The organism is Pseudoclavibacter soli DSM 23366, assembly GCF_000423505.1.
Lineage (GTDB): Bacteria > Actinomycetota > Actinomycetes > Actinomycetales > Microbacteriaceae > Pseudoclavibacter_A > Pseudoclavibacter_A soli.
The window spans coordinates 46,584-72,388 of record NZ_KE384027.1 but is presented as its reverse complement, the minus strand read 5'-3'; the positions used below and the strand labels follow the sequence as shown (position 1 = coordinate 72,388).

Here is a 25,805-nt window from a genome sequence, read left to right as displayed (position 1 = left end):
ACCACTCTCACATTCATGAAGGTCTCCTGCTCTCATGCCCTCTGTGATCACTCGCCGCTGACAGCACCTGCTCACGCAGCTGGGCAAAGGTTGCCTCGGCTGCGCCAGGGCGAGCTCGTACCACCACGTCGAGGCCGCTCGGATGCTCGCGCAGCAGCTCTCGAGCGATCTCGCGAAGCCTGCGCTTGACGAGGTTGCGAGTAACCGCGTTGCCCACGGCCTTGCTGGTGACGAAACCCACGCGTGTGACATGCTGCGCATCAGTGCGCAGCAAATGCACGATCAGATGAGCGGTGTGCGCACGGCGACCACGTCGGCTCACCTGGGCAAAGTCGCTGCCTGCCCTCAGGCGGTGAGCCCGATCGAGCATGTGTTACGCAGCGAGTTCGGTACGGCCCTTGCGACGACGGGCGTTCAGGATCGAACGGCCGGCGCGGGTGGCCATGCGGGCACGGAAGCCGTGCTTCTTGGCACGACGACGGTTGTTGGGCTGGAAAGTGCGCTTGCTCATGAGTATCTCCGAAAGTTTGTGTGTGACTCGGCCAGCGAGTCGGGCAACTAGCGTTTAAACCTATCCGAAGCGGGGGGTCAGGTCAAGCTGCGGAAAACGGCAACCCTCAAGTATCACTGGCTGCAATGCGGTTTGCGCAATGACACGCCGATGACGCTGTGAAATTGATTTGCCATGATTGGGCAGAGCACGGTAGCGTATCGACAGCGGCTTGGAACGAGTCGCTTTCCACAGTTATACACATGTGAGAAACCCTGTGCAAAACTCTGTGGAATTCTCAAGACGCCCAGGGAGCAGGCATGCCGCATATCGACGCGACTGCCGACCTCGAAGGCTTCTGGGCCGAGATTCTCAACACTTTGCGCACAGATGAACGCATCTCTGGCCAGCTCTCTGGTTTCGTGGGCCTCATCCACCCAAAGGGCGTCATCGGAGACACCATCTTTCTCGAGGTACCCGACGAGCTCGCCCGCGAGATGATCGAGCACCGGGCACGCGGCCCCCTGATCGACGCACTGCCTGTCGTGCAAGAGACCCCGGTGATCACCTCATTCGCAGTAGTGGTCAACTCGTCACTGCGCAGCGCCCCCGAACACGTCACTCACCCGGCCGAACCAACAACGGCTCCAGCTCTGGTGACCGCTCCAGCCGAACCTGAGCCCACTGGCTTCGTGCCGGTAGTGTCTGCGCAACCTGCACAGCCGGCCGCTACACCCACCAGCAACGCCAAGAACTCTCGCCTGAACCCGAAGTACACCTTTGACAACTTCGTCATCGGCGCTTCGAATCGCTTCTCGCACGCCGCTGCGTTCGCAGTGGCAGAGACACCCGCTAAGGCGTACAACCCCCTGTTCATCTATGGCGAGTCGGGCTTGGGCAAAACCCACCTGCTGCACGCGATCGGCCACTACGCCATCAGTCTGTTTCCTGGCATTCGGGTGCTCTATGTGAGCTCAGAGGAGTTCACCAACGACTTCATCAACTCAATTCAGCGCAATGAGACCGCCGAGTTTCAGTCTCGCTATCGCGACATCGATATTCTGCTGATCGACGACATTCAGTTTCTGCAGGGCAAAGACTCGACCCAAGAAGCGTTCTTTCATACGTTCAACACCCTGCACGATCACAACAAGCAGCTGGTGATCACCAGTGATCTGCCCCCAAAGCAGCTGACCGGCTTTCAAGAGCGCATGACTTCACGCTTTGAATGGGGCCTGACCACCGACGTACAGGCACCCGACCTCGAAACGCGCATCGCCATCCTGCGTCGCAAAGCCGAAAGCGAGCACAGCGCCGTACCCGATGACATTTTGGAGCTGATCGCCAGTCGCGTCTCGTCGAACATTCGCGAGCTCGAAGGCACCCTGCTGCGGGTTATCGCTTATGCCAGCATCGAACAGCGCCCAGTCGACTTCCAAGTCGCGCAGGCTGCCCTCAAAGACATGATCACCCTGGCCGACGACAACGTCATCGACCCCGAGACGATCATTCAGACCACCGCGAACTACTTCTCACTGCGCGTCAGCGACATCACCGGCAGCTCAAGGGCGCAGCAGATCGCGCTCGCCCGCCAGATCGCTATGTACATCTGCCGTGAGCTGACCAGTCTCTCGCTGCCCAAGATCGGGCAGCTGTTCGGCAATCGCGACCACACCACCGTGATGTACGCCAACAACAAGATTGCTCGCCTCATGCAGGAGCGTCGCAACATCTACACCCAGGTCACCGATATCTCGACTGCCGTTAAACAGGCACATCGCTGACTTTTCCACACCCTTTTCTTCGCAATACCCACAGAGTTCTCCACAGGCTTGTGGAAAACTGTCGAAATCAGTGGATAACCACGTCTTATCTGTGTAATTCAGCCACGGCAAAATTATCCACAAGAGTTTTTCCACAGCTCTCTCCACAAGCTGTGCACAACTTACACGGATGTGATTCTCGCGAATTACAAGGGATTCCGAGATTCATCCACGGAATCCACAGGAGTTATTGCGATTGATGTAATTCCATTGCAGACGACGAGAATTCCACGAACCTTGAGCGGAGTTGTGTTCCCCGCGTCTATACGTCATGTGACCAAAATCTCGCCGACCGACACACCTCTCATCTGTGAGACAATGTCAGCACCGTTTTTGTGTCTTCAGCGCCCTGCTGCCTGTTGGCACATGTGTTTCGAGAAGAAGGCGTCGTGAAACTCCAGATCAATCGTGACCTGCTCGCCGAGGCTGTCTCATTCGCCGTCAAGCTCTTGCCTCAGCGCACCACACTGCCCATCCTGGGTGGCATCCTGCTTGAGGCCGTCGGCTCAGATCTGAACCTGGCCTCCTTTGATTACGAGGTCTCGTCTCAGACCGCAGTCGCCGCTGACGTCGAGACCGAGGGCAGTGTGCTGGTCTCGGGCCGGCTGCTCAACGACATCGCGGCCAAGCTGCCTGCCGATGAGGTCACCCTCTCTGTTGAAGACAACAAACTGCTGGTCACCAGTGGTTCGGCTCGGTTCGAGCTGTTCACGATGCCCCTTGAGGAGTATCCGAATCTGCCGCAGATCGAGGCCTGGTCGGGTGAGGTCGACGCCGAGCGCTTCTCTGACGCCATCTCACAGGTCGCCGTGGCCGCGTCTCGTGACGATGTGACCCCGGTCATCACCGGTGTCGAGATCGAGGTCGCCGACGGAGAGCTCACCTTCCTGGCCACTGACCGCTACCGAGTCGCCGTGCGCGGCATCGATTGGAACAACACCGCACAGCTGACCGAGACCGCCCTGGTGCCCGCGCGCACCCTGAGCGAGGTCGCCAAGACCTTCGCACACGAGGGCACGGTCAAGATCGCCCTGGTCAAGAACGACGACCGAGAGATCGTGGGTTTCAGTGCGAATCGTCGCACGGTGACGTCGCTGCTGATCAAGGGCAACTACCCGCCGGTGCGTCGTCTGTTTCCCGAGACCGTCGAGAATTCGGCAGTCGTGAACACCGCCGAGCTCATCGAGGCCGTGCGTCGCGTGCAGGTCGTGCTTGAGCGCGACAGCCCACTGCGCTTCACGTTCAACCTCGATGGGGTCACCCTTGAGGCGCTGGGCTCCGACCAGGCGCAGGCGAGCGAGCACGTCGAGGCGTTCCTCACCGGAGACGACGTGGTGCTCTCGCTCAAGCCGCAGTTCTTAATCGACGGTTTGGCTTCGACGCGCAGCGAGTTCGCCAAGCTCGGTTTCACCAAGACCGACAACCCGCACAAGCCCGGACCCGTGCTGATCACCGGGCAGACCAGCAAAAACGACGTCGACCCCGCGCGCTTCCGCTACCTGCTGCAGCCCAACCTGCTGCTGCGCTAGCAGGTCACCGTGTATGTGCAGTCGCTGGAGGTGCACGACTTCCGCAACTACACCCATGCGCGTCTGAGCCTCGGTCCGCAGATCTGGGTCTTTGCGGGGCGCAACGGCCAAGGCAAAACCAACCTGATCGAGGCCATCCGCTATTTGTCGGTCTTCGGCTCGCACCGGGTCTCGTCGCTTGCTCCCCTGCTGCGTGCGGGCACTGCCCAGGCGGTCATTCGCGGAGCGATCGTGCATGCGGGTCGGCAACTGCAGATCGATGTGCAGCTCAACGAGGGCGCGGCCAACCAGATTCGTTTGAATCGCAGTGCTCGCAAGGTCGGCGAAGTTGCCGGCCAGTTCGCTACAGTGCTCTTCGCTCCCGAAGATCTCGCTCTAGTCAAGGGCGGGCCAGAGGTTCGACGCCGAGCGCTTGACGAGCTGAGCGTTGGCGTGCGCGCCCGCTTCGCCGAAACGCTGAGCGATTACGAGCGGGTGCTGCGTCAGCGCAATGCCCTGTTGAAGTCGGCTCGAGCCAATCGCCTCGGGGCCGACAGCCTTTCTACCCTCGATGTGTGGGACGATCAGCTGGCGGCACTCGGAGCGCAGATTCTGCTGGCTCGGCGTGACTTGGTGCAGCGCCTGGCCGAGCCACTCAATCGGCTCTACGACCTGATCGCCGACAGCGACGCACGAGCGACGGCGACATTGGTGACCAATGTAGTGGCTGAGGCTGACGGTGATATCGAGATGGTGACGCAGAGTCTGCGAGCTCAGTTGATCGCAGCGCGCACGGATGACCTCGATCGTGGCGTGACCAGCGTCGGCCCGCACCGCGATGACCTGTTGCTCGAGATCAACGGGTTGCCGGCCAGAGAGTATGCCAGCCATGGCGAGAGCTGGTCGCTTGCGCTGGCGTTTCGTCTGGCTGGGGCCGAGGCGCTGCGCGCGGTGAGCCCGGCCGGCGACCCGGTGCTGATTCTCGACGATGTGTTCGCCGAGCTCGACAGTGCTCGTCGCCAGCGCCTGATCGAGCTTGCTGCTGACTACGAGCAGGTGCTCATCACGGCCGCGGTGCTCGAAGACGTGCCCCATTTTGGTGACCGACCGACCCGTGTGGTGCACGTCGACCACGGGGTGCTCACTGGTGACGGGGTTGTGACGCAGAGTCAGGGGGGTGTGGATGGCCGAGATCAGAGATGAGGCATCGCTCGTTTATCTGCGGCTTCGTCGTCGCTTCTCGGGTCGCCGTCGCAAGGCCGCGAGCACTCCCGATCAAGGGCAGGAGGCCTTCGAACCCGGGCGTGACCCGCGTGGGCTCGGTCGTGTGCTCGATCGCCTGGCGCATGAGCGAGGCTGGGAACCGACGCTCGAGAAGGCTCGTCTGGCCACTGAGTGGCACACCATCGTTGGTGACGACGTCGCTCAGCACACATCAGCGCGGCTCAACGGCACTGTTGTCGAGGTGCAATGTGCCTCTACGGCCTGGGCGGCGAATCTCAAACTTATGAAGTCGCGCTTGCTGGGGCGCATCACCGAGCTGCTGCCTGATCTGAAGGTCAGCGATATGCGGTTCATCGGCCCCGATGCGCCCTCGTGGAAGCGCGGCATTCGGTCGGTGCCAGGGCGCGGCCCGCGCGACACCTATGGGTGATCTGGCCGAAACACACCAGAGAGAAGAAAAAACCCGCTCAGAAGGCCGAAAACAGGCCGCTCAACGGCGTTTCTTGGTAGACTGTACAGGCTGGTCGGCCGGGGGCTGATCGGCATCACACAAGGAGCCCATACAGACATGACGCAGCAGCCGCACTCGTACGACGCCAGTGACATCACCGTTCTTGAAGGGCTCGAAGCCGTTCGCAAACGCCCAGGCATGTACATCGGCTCCACCGGCCCGCGAGGGCTGCACCACTTGGTATACGAAGTGGTCGACAACGGTGTTGACGAGGCGCTGGCCGGGTACGCCACACACATCGAGGTGACCCTGCTGCCCGACAACGGTGTGCGAGTGGTCGACAACGGCCGAGGCATCCCGGTGGCGGAGCATCCTACCGAACACAAGTCTACCGTTGAGGTGGTCATGACCGTGCTGCACGCTGGCGGCAAGTTTGGCGGCGGCGGCTACTCGGTCTCAGGCGGTCTGCACGGTGTGGGCATTTCGGTGGTCAACGCTCTGTCGACCCGAGTTGACACCGAGGTGCGGCGCGACGGCTACGTGTGGCGACAGTCGTTCGAGAAGGGCGGCCACCCCATCGGCAGCCTTGAGCGCGGTGAGGCCACTGACGAGACCGGCACCTCTCAGACGTTCTGGGCCGACGGCGAGATCTTCGAGACCACGGTCTTCGACTTCGAGACGCTGCGTCAGCGCTTTCAGCAGATGGCTTTTTTGAACAAGGGTCTGACGATCACCTTGACCGACCTGCGGGGCGAAGAGCCTCATGAGGTGCGCTACCACTACGAACGCGGCCTAGTCGACTACGTGCAGTTTTTGAACGAGTCGAAGAAGGTCGAGATCATCAACGACCCGATCATCGACTTCGAGTCAGAAGACCCCGAGAAGCAGCTGTCGCTTGAGGTCGCGCTGCAGTGGACCAGCGCATACACCGAGAGCGTGCACACCTACGCCAACACGATCAACACCCATGAGGGCGGCACGCACGAAGAGGGTTTTCGCGCTGCGCTCACCACACTGATCAACAAGTACGGGCGCGAGAAGGGCATCCTCAAAGACAAAGACGAGAACCTCAGCGGCGACGACGTGCGCGAGGGGCTCACTGCAGTGGTCTCGATCAAGCTGGGCGAACCGCAGTTCGAAGGCCAGACCAAGACCAAGCTCGGCAACACCGAGGCCAAGGCCTTTGTGCAGAAGGTCACCTACGATCAGCTTGCCGACTGGTTCGACCGCAACCCGCAACAGGCCAAAGACATCGTGCGCAAGGGGCAGCAGGCATCGCAGGCCCGCTTGGCCGCGCGCAAGGCGCGTGAGGCCACCCGTCGCAAGAGCGTGCTCGAGTCGGGCGGCATGCCCGGCAAGCTCAAAGACTGCTCGTCGAAGAACTCCGAAATTTGCGAGATCTTCTTGGTTGAGGGCGACTCGGCTGGCGGTTCGGCGGTGCAGGGGCGCAACCCCGAGACGCAGGCGATTCTGCCGCTTCGCGGCAAGATCCTCAACGTCGAGAAGGCCCGCCTCGATCGCGCGCTGCAGAACAACGAGATTCAGGCCATGATCACGGCTTTCGGCTCGGGCATCGGCGAAGAGTTCAACTACGAGAAGCTGCGATATCACAAGATCGTGTTGATGGCCGACGCCGACGTCGACGGTGCGCACATTGCGACACTGCTGTTGACCTTCTTCTTCCGCTACATGAAGCCCCTGATCGAGCACGGGCACGTGTTCCTCGCGCAGCCACCGCTCTACCGGCTCAAGTGGAGCGACCAAGAGCACGAGTTCGCATATTCCGATGACGAGCGCGACGAATTGCTGGCCGCCGGGCGCGAAGCCGGCCATCGGCTGCCAAAAGATTCGGGCATCCAGCGCTATAAGGGCTTGGGCGAGATGAATTACCAAGAACTGTGGGAGACCACGATGGACCCCGAGACCCGCACGCTGCTGCAGGTGCAGCTTGATGACGCCGCCAAGGCTGACGAGGTGTTCTCGGTGCTCATGGGCGAAGACGTCGAGTCGCGTCGCTCGTTCATTCAGACGAACGCGAAGGATGTGCGATTCCTCGACATCTGACCATCTGACGCGCCAGCGCGTGAGCACAGCAGACGAATCGCACCACAGGAGAGACGAGAACATGGCGAACGACACCCAGGGCCCCGAAGACACCGGTGAGGGCCAGGCGGCCGCACCCGAGCACAACCACGGCAAGATCTCGCAGGTCGACCTCAACGTCGAGATGCAGAAGTCGTACCTCGATTATGCGATGAGCGTGATCGTCGGGCGTGCGCTGCCAGACGTGCGCGACGGCCTGAAGCCGGTGCATCGTCGTGTGGTCTACGGCATGTTCGACGGCGGCTACCGCCCCGACAAGGCGTTCAACAAGTGCTCGCGTGTGGTCGGTGAGGTGATGGGTCAGTATCACCCGCACGGTGACTCGGCGATCTACGACACCCTGGTGCGCCTCGTGCAGCCGTGGAGCCTGCGCTACCCGCTCGCACTGGGTCAGGGCAACTTCGGCTCGCCGGGCAACGACCCCGCAGCCGCGCCGCGATACACCGAGACCAAGATGGCCCCGCTGGCTCTCGAGCTGGTGCGCGATATCGACGAAGAGACCGTCGACTTCCAAGACAACTACGACGGCAAGACCCAAGAGCCCGTCGTGCTGCCGGCGCGTTTTCCCAACCTGCTGGTCAACGGCTCGGTGGGCATCGCCGTGGGCATGGCCACCAACATTCCGCCGCACAACCTGCGTGAGGTCGCCCAGGGAGCCATCTGGCATCTGCAGCACCCGGAGGCCACTCGCGAACAGCTGCAGGATGCGCTGATTGAGCGCATCAAGGGCCCAGACTTCCCCACTGGTGCCCTGATTCTCGGCCGTAAGGGTATCGAGCAGGCGTATCGCACCGGGCGCGGTTCGATCACCATGCGTGCCGTGGTCAACATCGAAGAGATTCACAATCGCACCTGTCTGGTGATCACCGAGCTTCCGTACCAGGTCAACCCCGACAACTTGGCGATTAAGATCGCCGAGCTGGTCAAAGATGGGCGCGTCGCAGGCATTGCCGACATTCGCGACGAGACCTCGGGCCGTACCGGTCAGCGTCTGGTCATCGTGCTCAAGCGTGACGCCGTGGCCAAGGTCGTGCTTAACAATCTGTACAAGCACACCCAGCTGCAAGACAATTTCGGCGCCAACATGCTCGCGCTGGTCGATGGGGTGCCGCGTACCCTCACGATCGACCAGTTTGTGTCGCTGTGGGTCACCCACCAGGTCGAGGTCATCGTGCGGCGCACGCGCTTCCGTCTGCGCAAGGCCGAAGAGCGCGCCCACATTCTCGAGGGCTATCTCAAGGCGCTTGACGCGCTTGACGAGGTCATCGCGCTGATTCGGGCGTCCGCCACGGTCGAGATCGCCCGCGAGGGGCTGCAGAAGCTGCTTGGCATCGACGAGCTGCAGGCGCGCGCCATTCTCAACATGCAGCTGCGTCAGCTGGCTGCCCTGGAGCGCCAGAAGATCACCGATGAGTACAACGAGCTGCAGGCGCGCATTGCCGAGTACCATGCGATTCTGGCCGACGAGGCTCGTCAGCGCGAGATCATCGCCGAAGAGCTCACCGAAATCGTCGACAAGTTCGGCGACGATCGCCGCACGCACATTCAGCTGGGCTACGACGGCGATATGTCGGTTGAAGATCTGATTCCCGAAGAAGAAGTGGTCATCACGATGACCCGCGGGGGCTACATCAAGCGCACTCGCTCAGACAACTACCGCTCGCAGCACCGCGGCGGCAAGGGCGTCAAGGGCGCGCAGCTGCGGGCCGACGATATCGTCGACCACCTGTTCGTGACCACCACGCACCATTGGCTGCTGTTCTTCACTGACGCCGGCCGGGTCTACCGTGCCAAGGCCTACGAGGTGCCCGAGGCTGGTCGTGACTCCAAGGGCCAGCATGTGGCCAATCTGCTGGCGCTGGCACCCGATGAAAAGATCGCCCAGGTGCTCGATTTGGCCGACTACGAGCAGGCAGAGTACTTGGTGCTGGCTACCCGCAATGGCTTGGTCAAGAAGACTGCGCTCGGCGCCTACGACTCGAACCGTTCGGCCGGTCTCATCGCGGTGAGCCTGCGCGATGGCGACGAACTCGTCTCGGCGCTGCTGGTCAACTCCACCGACGACATTCTGCTGGTGTCTCGCAAGGGGCTGAGTCTGCGGTTCACCGCAGATGACGAGGCGCTGCGCCCAATGGGGCGTGACACCTCGGGCGTCAAGGGCATCTCGTTCCGCGAAGGCGACTGCCTGCTGTCAGCATCGGTGATTGCACATGACACCGAAGGCGACGAGAGCACGAACGACGACGCATTTGTCTTCGTGGTGACCGAAGGCGGCTATGCCAAGCGCACATCCGTTGGCGAATACCGAGTGCAGGGGCGCGGTGGCAAGGGCATCAAGGTGGCCAAGCTCAACGACGACCGCGGTGATCTGGCGGGTGCGCTGATCGTGGGCGAGGCCGACGAAGTGCTCGTCGTGTTGGCTGGTGGCAAGGTGATACGCTCATCAGTGGCCGAGGTGCCCGCCAAGGGCCGCGACACCATGGGCGTCGTGTTCGCCCGGCCCGATGACAACGACCGAGTGATCTCGGTGGCACGCAACGAGGAGCGCAGCCTCGACGTCGACGAAGAGGCCGCCCCGGCAGCTGAAGAGTCGGCGGCTGGCGCGCAGCACTGAGAGGAACCCCGATGAACTCGACTGCACAGCGCTTGACCGGTAAGAGCTCCGACGGCGGGCGTCGCCTGGTGCATCTGCGCTTGGTCAACATCAACGTGCTCTCTGCCGCCAAGGTTTCGCTGCTCGTCTCGCTCGGGCTGGCGATCGCCGGCATCGTGGTGGCGTTCGTGCTGTGGCTGTTGATCGCGCAGCTCGGGCTGTTTGCTCCGATCAACGAGTTGTTCGCGACCACCACCTCTGACGGTGCCGAGAACATCGCCAAGATCTTCAGCTTCGGCACGGTGCTCGGCTTGGCCGTGCTTGGCGGCATCGTCGTGGTCATCTTCGGCACTTTGGTGGGCGCGCTGTTTGCCGTGATCTACAACGCGGTGACTCGCGTGGTGGGCGGGCTGAAGCTCACATTCACCAACGCCAAGTAGAAATCTCGGCTCAGTTTGAGTCGGGCGGCACTGATGGGGTAGACTCTTCCAGTGCTGTGTACGGGCCTATAGCTCAGGTGGTTAGAGCGCTTCGCTGATAACGAAGAGGTCCCTGGTTCAAGTCCAGGTAGGCCCACCAACACACAGCCATCGAGCGTGAGGCTGTGATCCACTCCCCCACATCTCGAGACGGGGCCTTAGCTCAATTGGTAGAGCGCCTGCTTTGCAAGCAGGAGGTCAGGGGTTCGATTCCCCTAGGCTCCACAGTTCTGGCTGCACCCTCTCACCCCTTTTTACCTGCGCTGCGCGCGGCGCGTGCGCGGTAGGGGTGAAATTGCGCGGCAGGGGTGATGCAGCTTCACCCCCACCGCACAAATCCGGGTTTCTTCACCCCTACCGCGGGTTTTCACCCCCAGTGCACACCTTCACCCCTACCGCACACGTTCACCCCTGGTGCGAAATTCCTCTTGGTGCGGGTTTTCACCCCTGGTGCGCGGTAGCTTGCCGCACGAGTGCACGCAGCCGCTGCTCGACCGCTGGGGTCACCTCGGTGACAGCGAACACCGTGGGCCAGAGCGCCCCGTCGTCGAGCGTGGCGACGTCATTGAAGCCAATGGTCGCGTAGCGGGTGTCGAACTTCGAGGCCGACTGAAAAAAGGTCAGCACCTGGTCATCGATGGCATAGGAGGGAAAGCCGTACCATGTCTTGGGATTCAGCTGTGGGGCCTCTTCAGAGACGATGACGTGGTAGCGCTCAGCCAGGTGCCGATCTGGCTCTGGCAGGGCTGCGATGGCCTCGAGGCAGGCGGTGTAGTCGAGGGCTCGTTTCGCGGCGCCCTTCAGGCCTTTCTGAGCCTGCAGCTCGGCGGCTCGCTGACGCATAGCTGCGCGTTCGGTTTCGCTGAACCCGTCTGGGGTGGTTTTCGATGTCTCGGTCATGCTGCCTCCGGGGTCAGGTGACATGGTGGAGGCTCAATCATGACAGAAACGCGCCTTGCGGTGAGAAACCACGAGACGCGTTCTGAGATGACGCTTGGGTGCGACTACTGGGCGTCGGAGTCGAACTCGTCGTCGATGCCGATCCAGTGTTCATCTGCGAGGGTCACTGCGCGAACCACGGCAACGCCGACGCCGATGGCCGCTGCAGCGGCGACACCGATGAGGATGAAACGACCGACGCCGCGCTTCTTGGCGGGCTTGGCAGCCTCGGCGGCCTTCTCAAGCCCCTCGGAGACCTTGGTGCGCACCTCGGTGCTCGCTGGGGCGTCTTTGAGCGCCTCAAGCACAGCTTTGGCTGTGCCGACTGCCGCGACCGCGGCGGGAACGACATCAGCGTAGAAACGATCTTTGGCGACCTGTGCGGCCTTGCCTGCCTGATCGGCGCCCTTCTGCGCGAGGGGCTTGACCGCCTCAGCGCCCTTTTGTGCCAACGGCTTGACGGTATGCTCGGTGAATTTCTCGAAATCGCCGACCGCCTTCTCGAGACGAGCCTTGAGGGTTTCGATGCTCTCGGATGTGTTCTCAGCCATGATGACCTCCTCATGCCCATTGTGCCATCTTCGTCTGACATCTGTTGATCTGGGTGGTGACGTTCGCCCACGGCACAGCGGGTGCATACCGAATGCCCTAGATTGGTGTGGAAGAATTGCAGGCATGACTCAGCACACCCACACCGCAACCATCCACACCAACCACGGCGACATTGTGGTCGATCTGTTCGGCCTGCACGCCCCCGCAACCGTTGAGAACTTCGTGGGCCTCGCCACCGGTGAGAAGCAGTGGAAGCATCCCGCCACAGGTGAGGCGCAGGAGGGCCCGCTCTACAAAGACGTCGTGTTCCACCGTGTGATTCCCGGCTTCATGATTCAGGGTGGCGACCCGATCGGCACCGGTACCGGTGGCCCGGGGTACAACTTCGACGACGAGATTCACCCCGAGCTGCAGTTCAGCTCGCCATACCTGCTGGCCATGGCCAACGCCGGTCAGCGTTTCGGCCACGGCACCAACGGGTCGCAGTTCTTCATCACCGTCGACGCCACTCCGTGGCTCAACGGCCGGCACACCATTTTCGGTGAGGTTGCCGACGAGGCATCGCGCAAGGTCGTCGATGAGATCGCCGCAGTGCCCACCGCCGGTGCCGATCGCCCGGTCGACGATGTGGTGATCACGAGCATCGACGTCGTCAAGGCTTGAGGTGAGCACATACGCTCAGCGCCTCCGATATCGGCTCAGCCGACCGGGGGCACCCGTGGCTACCTATGCCATCATCGCGCTGTGCGTGCTGGCCTACGCCATTCAAGTGGTGTGGCCCGGGTTCACCGACCTCATGCTGTTCTACCCCGCCTACGTGGCCGGTGAGCCCAGCATCAGCACCCTGACGACCACCGAGTACCTACCGAACTGGGCACTGACCGGCGGTTTCGAGTTCGAGCCTTGGCGCGTGCTCACCTACGGGTTCGTGCACTCGACCAGCAGCTTCATCCCCTGGCATCTGCTGCTGAACATGTACACCCTCTGGGTGTTCGGCATGGTGCTAGAGCCAGCAATCGGCCGAGCTCGGTACATTACGGTTTACCTGTTCGGGCTTGCCGGAGGCGCGCTTGGTGCGTTCATTCTCTCGCCGAACTCTGCGGTCGTGGGGGCCTCTGGTGCACTGTTCGCCCTGATGGGCGCAGTGTTGGTTATTCAGCGCCGTGCCGGCGGCCAGATTGGGCAGCTGGTCGTGCTGCTCGCAATCAACCTGGTTTACGGTTTCTCCGTTGGTGGGGTGTCGTGGCAGGCGCACTTGGGCGGGCTGATCATCGGTCTGCTCAGTGGTGTGATTCTGGCCGAGACGCGTGCACCCAAAGACCGCGGACTGCAGAAGGTCTACTTTGCCATTCTCGGGCTTGTGGTGGTCGGGCTCTTCTATCTGACGCCGGCCATCATGTGGTACCGCTGAGCGAGACTCAGGAACGCCACTGAGTTGACATCAGGAAGCCGGCCATCAGCACGCCGAAGCCAGCCAAGATGTTGCCCTGGCCGAGAGCGGGGATGGGCCACTGTGATGGCAGGCTTATATAGTAGACAATGATCCAGGCGAAGCCGATGAGCATGAGCCCGAACATGACGTATTTGAACCACGGCGAGTTGCCTTTGCGCACCTTACGGCCACCAGTGGTGGTCTCGACGGTCTCAGGCTTGCGGTTCGTTTTCGTCTTCTTTGCCACGGATACGAGTGTAGCCTAAGGAGCTTTGAGCTGTGAGTGAACCGCAGACCCGTCGCGAGCGTCGTGCACGCTCCGGCGATCGTGCTTCGGCGGCTGCTGTACGGCGATCTGGCGGAGGCTGGCGTGCAGTTGTCGGCGTGATCGGCGAGTTGATGCTCACGGCTGGCGTGCTTGTGCTGCTGTTCATCGGCTGGAAGCTCTGGGTCAATGACGGGGTGGTCGATGCGGCACAGGAGCAGGCGGCCAGCGAATACTCAGACCAGTGGGCGCAGGCGCCAGACACCTCAGGAGACACCGAGACCACGACCACACCCCCCGACCCCACCATCGATCCGCAGGGCAATGAGGTCTTCGGCGTGGTCTATGCTGAGCGTCTCGGCGCGACCTGGCAGCGTCCAATCGCTCGCGGCGTCGAGCGCAAGCCGGTGCTCGACTCAATCGGCGCTGGGTGGTACCCCAGTACGCAACTGCCCGGTCAGGTCGGCAACTTTGCCATCGCGGCGCATCGAGGCGGCCAGGGCTCGAGCTTTCGGTATATCGACACACTGCAGGTCGGTGACAAGATCACCATTGAGACCCCTGACGGGTGGTATGTCTACACGTTCCGTAACACCGAGTATGTGATGGAGACCGCAGTCAGCGTGCTCGACGCGGTGCCTCAGCGCGACGGGGTCACGGCGACGGCGCGACTGCTCACGCTCACCAGCTGCAACCCATACCCGCTCTCGCACGGTGAACGCATCATCGCGTACGCAGTGTTTGACTCGTTCACTCCACGTGCGACCGGCGCTCCGGCCGTGCTCGACTATCTTCAGGAGGGCTGATGTACGGTCTGATCTGGCGTCTGCTGCCGGGGCCGCGTGCGGTTAAGGCACTTGAGGCGCTCGTGCTGCTGGCGGGTGTGCTCGCCTTGCTCAACTGGGTGGTGTTTCCTTGGGTCAACGAGTTCGTCGACACCGGATCGGTCACGGTGCAGCAATGAGCACGATTCTCGTCATCGACAACTACGACAGCTTCGTCTACACGATAAACGGCTATCTACAGCAGCTCGGCGCCGAAACGCGGGTGGTGCGCAACGACGAGCTCGATCGCGCCGAGTTGGCTGCGGCGCTCGACGAAGTCGACGGCCTGCTGGTTTCGCCCGGCCCTGGCACCCCTGCTGAGGCAGGCATCTCACCAACGGCGATCGAGATTGCCGCCGAGCGCAGTCTGCCCATGTTGGGCGTCTGCCTGGGGCATCAGGCGCTCGGTGAGGTGTTCGGCGCCACCGTCTCGCCCGCCGAGACGCTCATGCACGGTCGCCTCTCGCAGGTGATCCACGACGATGTGCCGTTCTACGCTGGCGTGCCAGAGCGCTTTCAGGCCACGCGATACCACTCACTAGCCATCGTCAACGAGACCGTGCCCGACGAACTCGAAGTGACCGCACGCACACCCGATGGCGTGATCATGGCCGTGCAGCATCGCACCCTGCCGCTGTGGGGCGTGCAGTACCACCCCGAGTCGGTACTCACCGAGCACGGCTATCGTCAGCTGGGCAACTGGCTGGAGCAGACCGGCGTCGTGGGTGCGGCTGAGCGCGGCGCACACCTCAGCCCGCTGATCGCCGGCTGAATCGATATTAACTCTTTGGCGCATCCGTCAGGATGCCCAACTGCGGCAGGTCAGTGCGTCTCAGTATCGCCTGTGTCGCCTTCGGGGCTTGGGCTGGCGCTCGGCTCGGGCTCACAGAGCGAGTTATCGGCAATGTAGTAGTAGAGCGTGACCACACTGTCGGTGTTCTTGGCCACCTGCTCACCCGCCTTCGGTGAGATGAACTGCACCGTGTAGCCAGAGGCCTGGCAGCGCTTGAGAGCTTGGGCCTTGCCGGTGATGCCGAGATCGCGCAGCTCAGCGATGGCGTTATTGATCGGCTGACCGACGAGGTCGTCGGGAATGATCACCATGCCAGATGAGATGGTCAGTGAGATCGACGTGCCCTGGCGTACCTGGCTGGCGGCGATCGGGCTCGAGCTGATCACGTGATCAGCGTCTACTTGATCGTTGATCACGCTTGAGACGGTTCCGAGACTGAGCCCGGCGGCCTCGAGCTTGGCCTTGGCCTCGTCTTGAGTGAGGCCCGAGACATCAGGCACTTCGACCATCGGCATACCGGTTGAGACGTGCACGGTGACGGTGGAGCCCTTGGTCACTAGGGTGCCTTCTTCGGGGTCGGCACTGATGACGCGACCGTTGGCCACCGTGGTGCTCGACTCGTCGACGCGTTCGGCGGTGAGACCACGGTCGCTCAGCGCCTGAGCAGCCACCTCATAGGTGTTGCCGGCAATGTCTGGAATGGCCACCTGCACGCCGTCTGGCCCAGACAGTCGAGGCTGCAGCAGCGCCAGCCAGAGCAATGCGATGACACCGACGACACCGAGCCCGATAACCACTGCCCACAGTGCGCCCACGCCACTCTTACGCAGCTCTTTGTCGATGAGTCTGGTTGAGGGGTCGTCGTCATCGAGGTCGAGATCGAAGTCGGAGTCGTCGGTGACCGCGGCGTTGAGCACCTGAGTGCTGTCGTTATCGAAGGTCGGGCCGAGGGTTGGCATTCCCTGTGCCAGGCGCTCGAGATCACGGCGCAGATCGTCGGCACTTTGATAGCGACGGTCGGGATCTTTTGCCAAGGCACCAAGAATCAGACGGTCGTCGTCGGCGGTGAGGCTCTCGTTCAGGCTGCTCGGTGTCGGCGCAGTGGCATTCACATGCTGATAGGCGATGGATGCCGGACTGTCACCTTTGAAGGGCAGGCGCCCAACCAGCAGCTGATAGAGAATCACTCCCACGCTGTAGAGATCGGCTCGGCCGTCGACGCGGTCGCCGCGAGCCTGTTCTGGTGCGAAGTAGAGCGCGGTGCCGACAACCGAACCGGTCATGCCGACGGTGCCCTCACTCTCGCTCAATGCGCGGGCCACGCCGAAGTCCATCACCTTGGCGTTGCCGGTCGAGGTGAGCATGACGTTGCCGGGTTTGATATCGCGGTGAATGATGCCAGCTCGGTGCGAGTACTCGAGTGCGCGCAGCACCTGGTCGATGATCTGCAGCGCTTCTTTGCGATCGATGGGCCCCTCTTCGAGTCGTTCTTTCAGCGTCTTGCCCTCGACATACTCCATGACGAGAAACGGCACCTGCTGAGGTTTCGCGTTGGGCCCGGCAGCGATGACATCTTGCCCGGCATCGAAAGTGCGCACGATGTAAGGGCTGGTCATGCGTGCGGCAGCCGTGGTCTCGTTACGGAAACGGCGTTGGAACACCGGGTCGTCGGCGAGCTGCGGGCGCAGCAGCTTGATCGCCACCGTGCGCCCAAGCCGGGTGTCGGTGCCGAGATAGACGTCGCCCATGCCGCCATGGCCGATCAATCGGCCCACGCGGTAGCGCCCGCTCAGCAGTGGCTGCTCGCTCATTTACCCACCTGTTGTCGTTCCTCGGCCGATTCTACCGGTAAAGCACGCAGATACGCGCTCAAGCTGGCCCTTCGGCCGCCGTCGATTACTGAACCGTTATGGATTCGTGTCTTTAAGGCGTAGGCGTCGGCGGCGAGGTAGACGTAGACGGCTCGGCAGGTGCAACGTATTTCGCGTAGTACTCGACCGTGATCGACTGACCAGCCTCAAACTGACCGGCTTCGTGTGAAACGACCTTGCCATCTTGGGCCGAGCCCGTGGTGTTGGCCACCTCAGAGCCGTTCACTGACAGCCCTTGGTTGTTCAGAATAGTCTTGACTGCGGCGAAGTCTTGACCCACGTATTCATTGGCGGAGATGGAGATCAGCTCGGCAGTGGGGCTTGGTGACGCCGAGGGCGAGGGCGAGGGCGTTGCCGTCTTGCTCGGGCTGGCCGAAGGGCTGGGCGAGGCTGATTGCGTTGCGCTCGGGCTCGGCGAGGCGGAAGGCTCAGCCTCTTCTGAGCCTCCGTTGAACAGTGACCAGAGGCTTGCTCCAGCGACGAGCGCCAGCAGCACGATCAGTGAGACCAGCGGCCAGGTCCATTTGCTGCGCCCTTTCTTGTTGCCAGCTTTGGCGTCAGCGGTCGCGGTGGTGGGTGTGGCTGCGGTGGAGACGGGCACGCCGTTTTGCGTACCGATGATCTGCGTGGCCGGCTGGGTGCTGATCAGCGCGGTCTCACCAAGCAGCGCGGTGGTCTGCTGGCCGGTGGGCGTGATCTGTGGCACCTCGATGGCGGCGGTTTTGATGTCGCCGACGCGCAGCGCCTGTGCGGCTTTGGCGAGATGCGTGGCCGACTGGGGGCGGTCGGCGGGGTTTTTGGCGATGCAGCTCATTACCAGTTTGTCGACGGCGCTGGGCACGCTGGTCGGCAGCGGTGGCGGCATCTCGTTGATCTGCGCCATGGCGATGGCGACTTGGCTCTCGCCGGTGAAGGGGCGTCGGCCGGCTAGGCACTCATAGGCCACGATACCCAACGAGTAGATGTCGGTTGCCGGGGATGCTGGATGGCCACTGGCCTGCTCGGGGGAGAGATACTGCACCGTGCCCATCACCTGACCGGTGGCCGTCAGCGGAACCTGATCGGCGATCCGAGCGATGCCGAAATCGGTGATCTTGACCCGATGGTCGGGGGTGATCAGCAGGTTTCCCGGCTTGACGTCGCGGTGCACAAGGCCGACCTTATGGGCGGCAGCCAACGCCGAGGCGGTCTGCGCCACGATATCAAGCACGTCGTCGACGGGCAGCACCCGTTCATGCTCGAGAATGTTCGAAAGTGGTTCGCCAGGCACGAGTTCCATGACGAGATAGGCGCTGCCGTTTTCTTCGCCGTAGTCGTAGACGCTGGCGATGCCCTCATGGTTGACGAGGGCAGCATGGCGCGCCTCGGCGCGGAATCGCTCGAGGAAGCCGGGGTCGCCCATGTACTCGTCTTTGAGGATCTTGATGGCGACGTCTCGACCGATGACTTCGTCGTATGCCTTCCAGACCTCGCCCATGCCGCCGACCGCAACGCGCGTCGTCAGCTTGTACCGAGAGCCGAACGTGAGGCCTGTCGTGGGTCTCATTTGTCTAACACCGCCTTCATGATCTTCTGCGCAATGGGCGCAGCCACCTTGTTCGAGCCCTCCGAGTTGTTGTACGAACCACCGTCTTCGACAACGACTGCAACGGCCACTTTGGGGTCGTTGGCCGGTGCGAAACCAGTGAACCAGAGATTGTACTGCCCATCTTTGGTCGTCTCGGCGGTGCCCGTCTTACCGGCGACGTCCACCCCGTCTATTCTTGCACCTGAGATCTCGGTAGACACGTTGTTCACCATGAGATCGGTGAGGGTCTGAGCGGTCTCAGGTGAGATCGCCTGACCGAGTTCGGTCTTCTCGAATTGCGAGGTGACTTCGAGACTCTGATTGCGCACTTGATCTATCAGGCTCGGCTGCAGTCGAGTGCCGCCATTGGCGATGGTGGCTGCCACAGAGGCCATCTGCAGGGGGGTGACGCGCACATTGGCCTGCCCGAAGCTCGACAGCTGCAGCTCGGCCGGTGAGGTTGGGGTGGGATAGCGGCTGGCGGTGACCGCAAGCGGAATGCTCAGGTCTTGATCGAAGCCGAAGGCTTCTGCGGTCGACTTCACCTTGTCGCTGCCGAGCTCGAGGCCCAGCTCGGCGAACGGGATGTTGCACGAATACTGCAGGGCGACTTTCAGCGTGACCTTCGAGGTGCCGCTGCCGCAGGCCCGGTTGGTGACGTTGTGAATCTGCGTCGTGCTCTGTTCAAGCGTGAGAGCAGCTGGGTTGTCGAAGTCGCTGTCAGGCGTGTAGCCGTTTTCGAGGGCGGCAGCCGTCATGACCAGTTTGAAGGTAGAACCTGGCGCGTAGGTGTCGCCGGCGATCGCCCGGTTGACCAGTGGCTGGCTCGAATCTGCCGAGAGCGTGTCGAACACCTGATTTGCGGTGTCAGAGTCGTTGTCGGCCAGTGCGGCAGCATCGTAGCTGGGCTTCGAGACGAGCGCCAGGATGCGCCCGGTCGACGGCTCGATGGCCACTGCGGCGCCGTTGCGGTCGCCCAGCGCATCCCACGCAGCCTGCTGTATGTCGGGATCGATAGACAGGGTGACGTCGGAGCCGCGCTGCGTGGTGCCGTTGATGCGGTTGATGAGCTGTTCGACGGTCTGCGACTTTCCGACGCCGGTGAGGTCGACGTTTTCGCTGGCCTCGATGCCAGTAGAGGCCAGCACATGCGAGTAATAACCGGTGATTGAGGAGTACGCCTCGCCCCCCGGGTAGGTGCGCACGTATTTGAAGACACTGTCGCTCGCCTCGGACTGTGCGATGACGGTGTTGCCGGCCAGAATGCTGCCGCGCTGGATCTTGTAACCGTCGCGAATGACGCGAGTGTTGCGGCTGTCGGCATTGAGAGAATCGGCGAATACCGTCTGGATCAGGCTCGACGAGACGAACAGTGAGAGAAACAGTGCGAACACCACGATGGTGACGCGACGCAGTCTGGTGGTCATGAGCGCACCTCCTGGCCCGTGCTGACGAGCGCGTTGGCCTGTGAGCGGATGGAGTCGGTGATGCGCAGCAGTAGCGCCACGATCACCCAGTTGGCCAGCAGGCTCGAGCCGCCGGCAGCCAAGAACGGCGTGGGCAGACCGGTCAGGGGGATGACCCGGGTCACGCCGCCGATCACGATGAACACCTGCAGGCAGAGCACGAACGACAAGCCGGTCGCCAGCAGCTTGCCAAAGTCGTCTTGGGCCGCGAAACCCACGCGCAGGCCGCGCGAGATCAGCAGCAAGAACAGCAGCAACAGGGCGAACATGCCGATCAGACCGATTTCTTCGGCGATTGACGTGTAGATGTAGTCAGAGCGTGACAGGGGAGTCAGCTGTGGGTAGCCGCGGCCGAGCCCGGTGCCGAACAACCCACCGTGCGCCTGGCCGAACAGGCCCTGCACCAACTGATAGCTGCCACCGGTCTGGTTGTACAGATCAGTGTCGAGCGGATGCAGCCAGGCATGGATGCGGCCCTGAACCAACGGCATAAAGCGGTAGGCGGCCAGCCCACCGAGGCCGAAAAGCACCATGCCGAGCACCACCCAGCTGGCCATACCGGTGGCCACGTAGAGCATGACCAGAAACAGGCCGAAATACAGCAGTGATGTGCCCAGATCTTTCTGCACGACGAGCACGAGCATCGCCATTGCCCATACCGTGAGGATGGGCCCAGAGTCACGCAGGCGCGGGAAGGTCATGCCGGCGAACCGGTGACCGGCCAACGTCAGGGTGTCAGCGTGCGTGACCAAGTATCCGGCGAAGAAAATCGCCAGAGAGATCTTGGCGTACTCGCTGGGCTGGAAGGTGATCGGGCCGATCTTGGCCCACAGAGAGGCATTAGTGCCGTTGTCGGTGCCGATGCCGGGGATCATGGGCAGCACCAGCAACACCACACTGATCAGCATGAACAGGTAGGTATAGCGCTGCAGGATGCGGTGGTTGCGCAGAAACCACACCACAAGTGCGGCGAGAATGACCGCGCCGATGCTCCAGATCGCCTGTCGCGTAGAGGAGGACCCGGATCCGGTGGCGTCTTGCGCGATGTCGATGCGATAGATGGCGACTAAACCGATGCCGTTGAGCACAGCCGCGATCGGCACGATGATGGGGTCTGACTTGCTCGCCGTGATGCGCAACACTACGTGCAGGCCGATCACCGCGGCCCAGTAGACTCCGCCGACGACGAAGGCCGCCGGGCTCAGTGAACCGCGGGCGCCGAGTTGCACGGCGACCAAAGCGGTGCCGGCGACCAGGCCGCCCAAGATCAGCAGCCACAGCTCGATGCCGCGGAGGTTGCGTTCGACCAGTCGATGAGTGGTGGTGCGTCTGCTCATGGGGTCGAGGCCTGTCCGCTGAGCTCGGCCAGGCGCTCGCGAGCCTCGTCGAGCGACGAGAACGCCACGGTGTCACGCACCTGTTGCTGGGCACCGGTATCCAGGGTGTCGAGCGGCACCTGGGGCAGACGAGAGTCTTCGACGACATGGCTGAGGTCGAACGGGCCGATTGACTGATTGACGCCCTGGAAGATCACGGCGTAGCCATCGCGCTCGCCAATGTAGTACTGCGTCTGCACCCAGCGGTAGCCGAGCCAGCCAGCGAGAGTGATGCCGGCGGCCAACAGCACGGCGATCAGGGTCAGCGTCACGCGTCGGGCGATCGTGCGGCGACGGCCCTCTTGAATGAGCTCTTGCAGGTATTCGTCGGCCTGTGACTCGAACTGGGTCGGCTCGAGTCGCCGTGGTTTGAGGTGACTGGCGGCCTCGCGTAGAGCGTGGAGGCTCTGCGCCTTTTGGTGTCGCAGGCGCTCGACATGGTCGAAGCGCACCTCGCGAGCTGCGGCACCGACGATAACCGGGTGCCCGGGGGTGCCGTGGGGCACTGCGTCGGGGTCGGGGTCGGGGTCGACCAGCACCACGGTGCAATTGTCTGGCGCGCCGCCGCGCAGCGCCTGCTCGAGCAGCTGGGCGCAGGTGAGATCAGCGCTCTCACAACGGGCCAGAGTCATCGCAATGCCGTCATCGCCGACCGGCCCACTGAGCCCATCTGAGCAGATCAGCAGGCGGTCGCCGGGCAGCACCTGTTCGACGAACACATCGATGTCGGGATTGGCCTCGATGTCGCCGAGCACGCGCATGATCACTGATCGGCGGGGGTGCACCAGGGCTTCTTCGGGGGTGATGCGCCCGGCATCGACCAGACGCTGCACGAAGGTGTGGTCTTTGGTCAGCTGCTGCAGCGCGCCGTCACGAAAGCGATAGATGCGCGAGTCGCCGATATGCGCGATGACGATCTGGTCGTCGACGGCGAGAAAACCCGAGAACGTGGTGCCCATGCCGGTGAGCTCAGGGTAGTCGCCGACCGTTTCGGAGAGCATCTGATTGGCGCGATGCAAGGCCTGGTCGAGTGCGCTTGCGGCCTCGTCGACGGTGTCGAAGCGGCGATCGAGATCGACGAGCGACTGAATGGTCAATGCCGAGGCAATGTCGCCACCGGCGTGCCCGCCCATGCCGTCGGCGACGGCGAACAGATACTGCCCGGCGATGGCCGAGTCTTGGTTGTTGCGCCGCACCTTGCCAGTGTGGCTCAACGCGGTGGCTCTGAGCACGGTCATGTGCGAATCAGCCCCTCAGCTCCATGGTCGTGCTGCCGATGCCGATGGGCACGCCCACACCCACTGGGGTGGGGGCGGAGATGCGCGTTCCGGCAACAGTGGTGCCATTGGTGGAGCCGAGGTCTTCGACCATCCATTGGTCGCCGCGTTTGCTGAGCCGGGCGTGATGTGTCGATGTGAAGTCATCGCGCAGCACCACGCTCGAGTCGACGCTGCGCCCGAAGGTCAGCACGTCGCTGCGCAGGGTGAGCTGGCGGCCCCGGGCTGGGCCAGCGGTGAAGACCAAGTGCAGCGGCTGGTCGCCAACTGCGGGCGCTGCCTGGGGTGCAGGACGCCCGGGTGCGGCTGCTGCCGAAGCCTGCGCTGGTGCCGGTGCGGCTGGTTGTGCTCCGCGCATGCGTTTGACTTTGGGGCCGAACAGATCAGAGCGGATCGCCCAGACGACAGAGAAGACGAATAGCCACAGCAGAGCGATGAATGCCGAGCTGATGATCAGATAGAGCAGTTCGCCGCTCATCGTGCAGTCGCCTTCGGTGCCATGCGGTAGGTCAGCGGGGTGGAGCCGACCGTGAATGTGGTGGGGGAGGCCAGCTCGAGCGCGGTGATGCGCTGACCGTCGATTTTGGTGCCGTTGGTCGAGCCGAGGTCGCGCAGCACGGCGGTGGTGCCGTCCCACGTGATGCTCGCGTTGCGTTTTGAGGCTGCCGAGTCGGCCACAACGATGTCGCTGTCGTGGCTGCGGCCGATCACGTTGACCCCTTCGCGCAGGCGGAGGGTCTGGCCCTGCACCTCGAGGGCCGGCACTAGATCTACCTGTGTGCCCGGTGCGACGGAGGTGACGTTGAGCAGACCCACGCTGAGCGCCGGGTCGGGGGTGATCGCCACAACCACAGGGCCGGTGAACTGGTAGCCCTGCTGATCGGCGTAGGTGTGCAGATCAGCGACGAACTGGTCGGCTAAGCGCGCACCATCGGTTTTGAGCCGGTCGAAGTCTTCGCGGCTGATGTGCACGGTGAACTCGTTGGGCACCACGATGGTCTGACGAGACAGGATGCGCGTGTTGGCGTCGAGCTCGGATTTGAGCGCGGCGAAGATCTCGAGCGGCTGCAGACGTGAGCGGAAGGTCTTCGCGAACGCACCGTTGACGGCGCGCTCGAGCCCTCGCTCGACGTTGTCCAGAATGCCCACAGATCTCCTTTGCGTGCCCCTGACGATTGTATAGTCATGCGTTTTGCAACTGAGGCGTCTGTTCATGCTAGTCTGTCTCAGTGCACTCGCGCGATTGCGCATAGTGTACGGCAGCTGCTCACAGCAGTCTGCCCGAGTGGCGGAATTGGCAGACGCGCTAGCTTCAGGTGCTAGTGATCGCAAGGTCGTGGGGGTTCAAGTCCCCCCTCGGGCACACGCCGAAGGCCCCGGAATCTCAACGGTTCCGGGGCCTTTCTCATGCGCTGGCCGATAACCCTCAACCGCGACGAGATGTCTGCAGCGCGCGGGCGTGTTGCGCAGACATTGTGAAGCGGGTGCGGACATTGCGGCCGCTAAGCCGACACGGTTGCCTCGAGGCGTCGTCCGGTTGCTGCATCGAACAGATGCAGCTGCTCGGTGTTGAGCCGCACCGGCACCGTCTCACCGATGCCAGGATGCCGCCGCCCGCTCACCCGCGCTGTCAGGCGTGCGGAATCCGCCCCGTGCACATGCGTGCGGCCATACACGAACGCCTCAGCTCCGAGCACCTCGACCGCATCGACGGTGAGTTCGGTGTTGGCCTCGTCGGGCGCGGCGAGGTGCACGTCTTCAGGGCGAATGCCGGCCTGCACCAGCCCGCCCGCAGCCTCCACCGGGCCGCTGAGCGCACGACCGTTGAGCATCGGACGTCCGTCGGCCACCGGCACAGTGAACAGGCTCATGGAGGGAGAGCCGATGAATCCGGCCACGAAGGCATTGTTCGGGCGGTCGTAGAGGGTGGTCGGGGCGCTCAGCTGCTGCAGAACGCCGTCTTTCAGCACGGCCACGCGGTGGCCCATGGTCATGGCTTCGGTCTGGTCATGGGTCACATAGACGGTGGTGATGCCGAGTTCTCGGGTGAGTCGCGCGATCTCGCCGCGGGTTTGCACGCGCAGCCGCGCGTCGAGGTTCGACAGAGGCTCATCCATCAGAAACACCTTGGGCTCGCGCACGATCGCGCGCCCCATGGCCACCCGCTGGCGCTGACCGCCAGAGAGCGCCTTCGGCTTTCGGTCGAGCACCGCCTCGAGGTCGAGCAGCCGCGCGGTCTCGCGCACCTTCTGCTCGCGGTCGGCACGATTCACCCCGGCGAGTTTGAGCGCAAATCCCATGTTCTCGGCAACCGACATATGCGGATACAGCGCGTAGTTCTGAAACACCATGGCGATATCGCGGTCTTTGGGCTCGACATCTGTGACGTCGCGGTCGCCGATGCGAATGGTGCCACTGGTGACCTGCTCGAGACCGGCCAGCATGCGCAGGGTGGTCGACTTGCCACAGCCGGAGGGGCCCACCAGCACGAGGAACTCGCCGTCGTCGATCGACAGCGTGAGGTCGTCGACAGAGGGGCGCTCGGCTCCCGGGTACACGCAGGTGACGGCATCGAACAGCACGGATGACATGGGGCTCCATTTCTCAAGAGACAGCGCGGCCGACGCGGCCGTTCGCCCGGTCGGAGGTGAGCCGACCGCAAGGCACGCTAGCAGCGCTCCGCGAGCGTTCGGTGACTGCGAAGTGACGCTCAGCCGAACGATCTGACGCCCAAGTGAATGCCCCGCGAACTCCTGTCAAAACAGGCTTGTC

Annotated in this window: 25 protein-coding genes and 3 tRNA genes; 15 read left to right on the top strand and 13 right to left on the bottom strand. The window is 62.8% G+C overall.

Features of this window, described 5'->3' with window-relative positions:
* Positions 1-13: 13 nt before the first annotated feature.
* Together rnpA and rpmH are read right to left on the bottom strand one after the other, a co-directional pair.
* Complete coding sequence (gene rnpA, locus G557_RS0107950) at positions 14-370, bottom strand: ribonuclease P protein component (protein WP_028245623.1); 357 nt, start codon at positions 368-370, stop codon at positions 14-16.
* A gap of 3 nt (positions 371-373) precedes the next feature.
* Entirely contained in the window at positions 374-511 is a 138-nt protein-coding gene (gene rpmH, locus G557_RS0107945) for a 50S ribosomal protein L34 (RefSeq protein ID WP_028245622.1), read from the bottom strand.
* Between the two features lie 299 nt (positions 512-810).
* On the opposite strand from rpmH, the gene dnaA reads away from it, so the two are divergent.
* The 9 genes from dnaA to G557_RS0107900 all read left to right on the top strand — a co-directional run bounded on the left by dnaA (position 811) and on the right by G557_RS0107900 (position 10,896).
* Positions 811-2,274 (top strand): chromosomal replication initiator protein DnaA, encoded by a 1,464-nt coding sequence (gene dnaA, locus G557_RS0107940; protein ID WP_051224877.1) that lies wholly within the window; start codon positions 811-813, stop codon positions 2,272-2,274.
* A gap of 428 nt (positions 2,275-2,702) precedes the next feature.
* Positions 2,703-3,842, top strand: a complete 1,140-nt coding sequence (gene dnaN / locus G557_RS0107935; protein ID WP_028245620.1) for a DNA polymerase III subunit beta — start codon at positions 2,703-2,705, stop codon at positions 3,840-3,842.
* A 9-nt stretch (positions 3,843-3,851) separates the two neighbouring features.
* Entirely contained in the window at positions 3,852-5,024 is a 1,173-nt protein-coding gene (recF, locus tag G557_RS12450) for a DNA replication/repair protein RecF (protein WP_084627078.1), read from the top strand.
* On the top strand, positions 5,005-5,475 hold the full coding sequence (locus G557_RS0107925) for a DciA family protein (RefSeq protein WP_028245619.1): 471 nt from the start codon (positions 5,005-5,007) through the stop codon (positions 5,473-5,475). The genes recF and G557_RS0107925 overlap by 20 nt, the downstream gene beginning before the upstream one ends.
* A 138-nt stretch (positions 5,476-5,613) precedes the next feature.
* Positions 5,614-7,560: a DNA topoisomerase (ATP-hydrolyzing) subunit B gene (gene gyrB / locus G557_RS0107920; protein WP_028245618.1), complete on the top strand. Its 1,947-nt coding sequence runs from the start codon at positions 5,614-5,616 to the stop codon at positions 7,558-7,560.
* A 61-nt stretch (positions 7,561-7,621) separates the two neighbouring features.
* Complete coding sequence (gyrA, locus tag G557_RS0107915; protein WP_028245617.1) at positions 7,622-10,213, top strand: DNA gyrase subunit A; 2,592 nt, start codon at positions 7,622-7,624, stop codon at positions 10,211-10,213.
* 11 nt (positions 10,214-10,224) lie between these two features.
* Positions 10,225-10,632 carry a DUF3566 domain-containing protein gene (locus tag G557_RS12445; protein ID WP_051224876.1) on the top strand — a complete coding sequence of 136 codons (408 nt, stop codon included), beginning with the start codon at positions 10,225-10,227 and terminating at the stop codon, positions 10,630-10,632.
* 62 nt (positions 10,633-10,694) lie between these two features.
* Positions 10,695-10,771, top strand: a tRNA-Ile gene (locus tag G557_RS0107905).
* A gap of 52 nt (positions 10,772-10,823) precedes the next feature.
* Positions 10,824-10,896 (top strand) — tRNA-Ala (locus G557_RS0107900).
* Positions 10,897-11,112: 216 nt separating this feature from the next.
* On the opposite strand, the gene G557_RS0107895 is transcribed toward G557_RS0107900, so the two are convergent.
* Both G557_RS0107895 and G557_RS0107890 read right to left on the bottom strand, forming a co-directional pair.
* Positions 11,113-11,571, bottom strand: a complete 459-nt coding sequence (locus G557_RS0107895) for a hypothetical protein (protein ID WP_028245616.1) — start codon at positions 11,569-11,571, stop codon at positions 11,113-11,115.
* 104 nt (positions 11,572-11,675) lie between these two features.
* Positions 11,676-12,161: a hypothetical protein gene (locus tag G557_RS0107890; protein WP_028245615.1), complete on the bottom strand. Its 486-nt coding sequence runs from the start codon at positions 12,159-12,161 to the stop codon at positions 11,676-11,678.
* 124 nt (positions 12,162-12,285) lie between these two features.
* On the opposite strand from G557_RS0107890, the gene G557_RS0107885 reads away from it, so the two are divergent.
* Together G557_RS0107885 and G557_RS0107880 are read left to right on the top strand one after the other, a co-directional pair.
* Complete coding sequence (locus tag G557_RS0107885) at positions 12,286-12,825, top strand: peptidylprolyl isomerase (RefSeq protein WP_028245614.1); 540 nt, start codon at positions 12,286-12,288, stop codon at positions 12,823-12,825.
* Between the two features lies 1 nt (position 12,826).
* On the top strand, positions 12,827-13,573 hold the full coding sequence (locus tag G557_RS0107880; protein WP_036961924.1) for a rhomboid family intramembrane serine protease: 747 nt from the start codon (positions 12,827-12,829) through the stop codon (positions 13,571-13,573).
* A 7-nt stretch (positions 13,574-13,580) separates the two neighbouring features.
* Here G557_RS0107880 and G557_RS0107875 read toward each other — a convergent pair whose 3' ends face one another.
* Positions 13,581-13,841 carry a cell division protein CrgA gene (locus G557_RS0107875; protein WP_028245612.1) on the bottom strand — a complete coding sequence of 87 codons (261 nt, stop codon included), beginning with the start codon at positions 13,839-13,841 and terminating at the stop codon, positions 13,581-13,583.
* A 32-nt stretch (positions 13,842-13,873) separates the two neighbouring features.
* On the opposite strand from G557_RS0107875, the gene G557_RS12440 reads away from it, so the two are divergent.
* Genes G557_RS12440 through G557_RS0107860 form a run of 3 tightly spaced genes read left to right on the top strand, consistent with a single transcriptional unit; the run spans position 13,874 to position 15,455 of the window.
* Positions 13,874-14,665: a class E sortase gene (locus G557_RS12440; RefSeq protein WP_051224874.1), complete on the top strand. Its 792-nt coding sequence runs from the start codon at positions 13,874-13,876 to the stop codon at positions 14,663-14,665.
* The gene (locus tag G557_RS14155; protein WP_169337765.1) at positions 14,665-14,823 is read left to right on the top strand and encodes a hypothetical protein; all 159 of its coding nucleotides are present in this window, start codon (positions 14,665-14,667) and stop codon (positions 14,821-14,823) included. The genes G557_RS12440 and G557_RS14155 overlap by 1 nt, the downstream gene beginning before the upstream one ends.
* Complete coding sequence (locus tag G557_RS0107860; protein WP_028245611.1) at positions 14,820-15,455, top strand: anthranilate synthase component II; 636 nt, start codon at positions 14,820-14,822, stop codon at positions 15,453-15,455. The genes G557_RS14155 and G557_RS0107860 overlap by 4 nt, the downstream gene beginning before the upstream one ends.
* Positions 15,456-15,505: 50 nt before the next feature.
* Here the strand turns inward: G557_RS0107860 and pknB are convergent, their stop codons facing one another.
* From pknB to G557_RS12420, 7 genes are all read right to left on the bottom strand, one after another.
* Complete coding sequence (gene pknB, locus G557_RS12435) at positions 15,506-17,287, bottom strand: Stk1 family PASTA domain-containing Ser/Thr kinase (RefSeq protein WP_051224872.1); 1,782 nt, start codon at positions 17,285-17,287, stop codon at positions 15,506-15,508.
* Positions 17,288-17,399: 112 nt separating this feature from the next.
* A complete protein-coding gene (locus G557_RS12430; RefSeq protein ID WP_051224870.1) occupies positions 17,400-18,893 on the bottom strand; it encodes a protein kinase domain-containing protein in 1,494 nt (497 codons plus the stop codon).
* Complete coding sequence (locus G557_RS0107845) at positions 18,890-20,341, bottom strand: peptidoglycan D,D-transpeptidase FtsI family protein (RefSeq protein WP_028245610.1); 1,452 nt, start codon at positions 20,339-20,341, stop codon at positions 18,890-18,892. The genes G557_RS12430 and G557_RS0107845 overlap by 4 nt, the downstream gene beginning before the upstream one ends.
* A complete protein-coding gene (locus tag G557_RS12425; RefSeq protein ID WP_036961921.1) occupies positions 20,338-21,717 on the bottom strand; it encodes an FtsW/RodA/SpoVE family cell cycle protein in 1,380 nt (459 codons plus the stop codon). The genes G557_RS0107845 and G557_RS12425 overlap by 4 nt, the downstream gene beginning before the upstream one ends.
* Positions 21,714-22,994 (bottom strand): PP2C family protein-serine/threonine phosphatase, encoded by a 1,281-nt coding sequence (locus tag G557_RS0107835; RefSeq protein ID WP_028245609.1) that lies wholly within the window; start codon positions 22,992-22,994, stop codon positions 21,714-21,716. The genes G557_RS12425 and G557_RS0107835 overlap by 4 nt, the downstream gene beginning before the upstream one ends.
* Before the next feature lie 7 nt (positions 22,995-23,001).
* Positions 23,002-23,511 (bottom strand): FHA domain-containing protein FhaB/FipA, encoded by a 510-nt coding sequence (locus tag G557_RS0107830; protein WP_028245608.1) that lies wholly within the window; start codon positions 23,509-23,511, stop codon positions 23,002-23,004.
* Positions 23,508-24,182 carry an FHA domain-containing protein gene (locus G557_RS12420; RefSeq protein ID WP_036961917.1) on the bottom strand — a complete coding sequence of 225 codons (675 nt, stop codon included), beginning with the start codon at positions 24,180-24,182 and terminating at the stop codon, positions 23,508-23,510. The genes G557_RS0107830 and G557_RS12420 overlap by 4 nt, the downstream gene beginning before the upstream one ends.
* A 130-nt stretch (positions 24,183-24,312) precedes the next feature.
* On the opposite strand from G557_RS12420, the gene G557_RS0107820 reads away from it, so the two are divergent.
* Positions 24,313-24,396, top strand: a tRNA-Leu gene (locus G557_RS0107820).
* 139 nt (positions 24,397-24,535) lie between these two features.
* Here G557_RS0107820 and G557_RS0107815 read toward each other — a convergent pair.
* A complete protein-coding gene (locus G557_RS0107815; protein WP_028245607.1) occupies positions 24,536-25,624 on the bottom strand; it encodes an ABC transporter ATP-binding protein in 1,089 nt (362 codons plus the stop codon).
* Positions 25,625-25,805 lie beyond the last annotated feature (181 nt).

Coding starts and splice junctions, on each gene's coding strand:
- G557_RS0107925 (WP_028245619.1), top strand. CDS start 5,005: ATGGCCGAGATCAGAGATGAGGCATCGCTCGTTTATCTGCGGCTTCGT.
- G557_RS0107815 (WP_028245607.1), bottom strand. CDS start 25,624: ATGTCATCCGTGCTGTTCGATGCCGTCACCTGCGTGTACCCGGGAGCC.
- G557_RS12430 (WP_051224870.1), bottom strand. CDS start 18,893: ATGAGACCCACGACAGGCCTCACGTTCGGCTCTCGGTACAAGCTGACG.
- dnaA (WP_051224877.1), top strand. CDS start 811: ATGCCGCATATCGACGCGACTGCCGACCTCGAAGGCTTCTGGGCCGAG.
- pknB (WP_051224872.1), bottom strand. CDS start 17,287: ATGAGCGAGCAGCCACTGCTGAGCGGGCGCTACCGCGTGGGCCGATTG.
- G557_RS0107860 (WP_028245611.1), top strand. CDS start 14,820: ATGAGCACGATTCTCGTCATCGACAACTACGACAGCTTCGTCTACACG.
- G557_RS0107885 (WP_028245614.1), top strand. CDS start 12,286: ATGACTCAGCACACCCACACCGCAACCATCCACACCAACCACGGCGAC.
- rnpA (WP_028245623.1), bottom strand. CDS start 370: ATGCTCGATCGGGCTCACCGCCTGAGGGCAGGCAGCGACTTTGCCCAG.
- gyrA (WP_028245617.1), top strand. CDS start 7,622: ATGGCGAACGACACCCAGGGCCCCGAAGACACCGGTGAGGGCCAGGCG.
- G557_RS12425 (WP_036961921.1), bottom strand. CDS start 21,717: ATGAGCAGACGCACCACCACTCATCGACTGGTCGAACGCAACCTCCGC.
- G557_RS0107890 (WP_028245615.1), bottom strand. CDS start 12,161: ATGGCTGAGAACACATCCGAGAGCATCGAAACCCTCAAGGCTCGTCTC.
- G557_RS14155 (WP_169337765.1), top strand. CDS start 14,665: ATGTACGGTCTGATCTGGCGTCTGCTGCCGGGGCCGCGTGCGGTTAAG.
- G557_RS12445 (WP_051224876.1), top strand. CDS start 10,225: ATGAACTCGACTGCACAGCGCTTGACCGGTAAGAGCTCCGACGGCGGG.
- G557_RS0107835 (WP_028245609.1), bottom strand. CDS start 22,994: ATGACCGTGCTCAGAGCCACCGCGTTGAGCCACACTGGCAAGGTGCGG.
- G557_RS0107830 (WP_028245608.1), bottom strand. CDS start 23,511: ATGAGCGGCGAACTGCTCTATCTGATCATCAGCTCGGCATTCATCGCT.
- G557_RS0107845 (WP_028245610.1), bottom strand. CDS start 20,341: ATGACCACCAGACTGCGTCGCGTCACCATCGTGGTGTTCGCACTGTTT.
- gyrB (WP_028245618.1), top strand. CDS start 5,614: ATGACGCAGCAGCCGCACTCGTACGACGCCAGTGACATCACCGTTCTT.
- G557_RS0107895 (WP_028245616.1), bottom strand. CDS start 11,571: ATGACCGAGACATCGAAAACCACCCCAGACGGGTTCAGCGAAACCGAA.
- rpmH (WP_028245622.1), bottom strand. CDS start 511: ATGAGCAAGCGCACTTTCCAGCCCAACAACCGTCGTCGTGCCAAGAAG.